Raw genomic sequence first — 1195 nt, 5'->3', positions numbered from 1 at the left:
TGTCTTGAACCCCTGAAAGTGAGCCAGTGAAAAATAGAGCAAAAATCTTAATTTTCACGGTAAACAAAAGGGAAATGAAAGCAAACCGATTCACCGAATCGCAAATGGTGGCCATCCTCAAACAGCAGGACAATGGTCAGACCGTGGCCCAGATCAGCCGCGAACACGGCATTAGCGAGGCCACGTTTTATGCCTGGAAAACCAAATTTGGTGGGATGCAGGCATCCGACATTAAACGCATTAAAGAACTCGAAGAAGAGAACCGGCGGCTCAAGAAAATGTATGCCGACCTGAGTTTGCAACACGATGTTACCAAAGAAGCGCTCACAAAAAAGTGGTGAACCCTACCGAGCGCAGAGCGTTAGTGAGGTGGATGATGGAGGAGAAGCAGGTAAGCCAGCGCAAGGCCTGCCGTTGGGTAGGGTTAAGCCGGAACGCGGTGCAGGAGCCAGTAGCCGTTAACGAAAAAGATGCGGCTCTCAAAGAACAGATTGAGACTTTGGCTAAACGCCATAAACAGTGGGGAGTGTTGAAAATTTATCGGCGTTTACGCAAACAAGGCGAGTGTGTTAACCACAAGCGGGTCAGACGATTATATCGTTTATCGGGTTTGAACTTACGCCGTAAAAGCCGGAAGCGGCTACCTGAAGCGGTGCGTAAACCACTGGTGCAGGCACAGGCCTGTAATGAGTGCTGGTCAATGGATTTCACCAGTGACAGCTTAACCGATGGGCGCAAGTTCCGCACCCTGAACGTGTTAGATGACTACAACCGAGAGGCTCTGGGTATTGAGATTGACTTCTCTCTACCGGCCAAACGGGTCACTCGCTTGCTGGATCGGCTGGTGGACGAACGAGGCAAGCCCCAGCGATTGCGCTCAGACAATGGCCCGGAGTTCATCGCCGATGAGTTGCAAGCCTGGTGTCAAACGAATGAAGTTGAGTTGGTTCGCATCCAGCCGGGCAAACCTACGCAGAATGCGTATATTGAGCGGTTCAATGGGACGTTTCGGCGGGAAGTGCTGAATCCCAACCTGTTTAGTAGTGTTCAGCAGGCGCGTCGGGTGGTGGATGAATGGTTGGTCGAATACAACACGGAACGCCCTCACCAGGCCTTGAGGTTCATGACACCTGTCGAGTACCGACAGGCGGCTTAAACTCCAGTGCAAACTGGCTCACGAAAGGGGGCAAAGACA

The 1195-nt window shown here is 51.7% G+C and carries 1 protein-coding gene; it reads left to right on the top strand.

Translation table 11 applies throughout. The features are described from left to right. The first annotated feature begins 74 nt into the window (after positions 1–74). Positions 75–1156 (top strand): IS3 family transposase gene (locus F5984_RS26445; RefSeq protein ID WP_221412980.1). Its coding sequence is split into 2 segments (ribosomal slippage): positions 75–321 and positions 321–1156, totalling 1083 coding nucleotides; the frame shifts between segments, so codons are not numbered across the junction. Positions 1157–1195: the final 39 nt, after the last annotated feature.

The organism is Rudanella paleaurantiibacter, assembly GCF_009184635.1.
Classification (GTDB): Bacteria; Bacteroidota; Bacteroidia; order Cytophagales; family Spirosomataceae; genus Rudanella; species Rudanella paleaurantiibacter.
The sequence above is the reverse complement of the archived record's forward strand: the minus strand, read 5'-3'. Positions and strand labels throughout refer to the sequence as shown.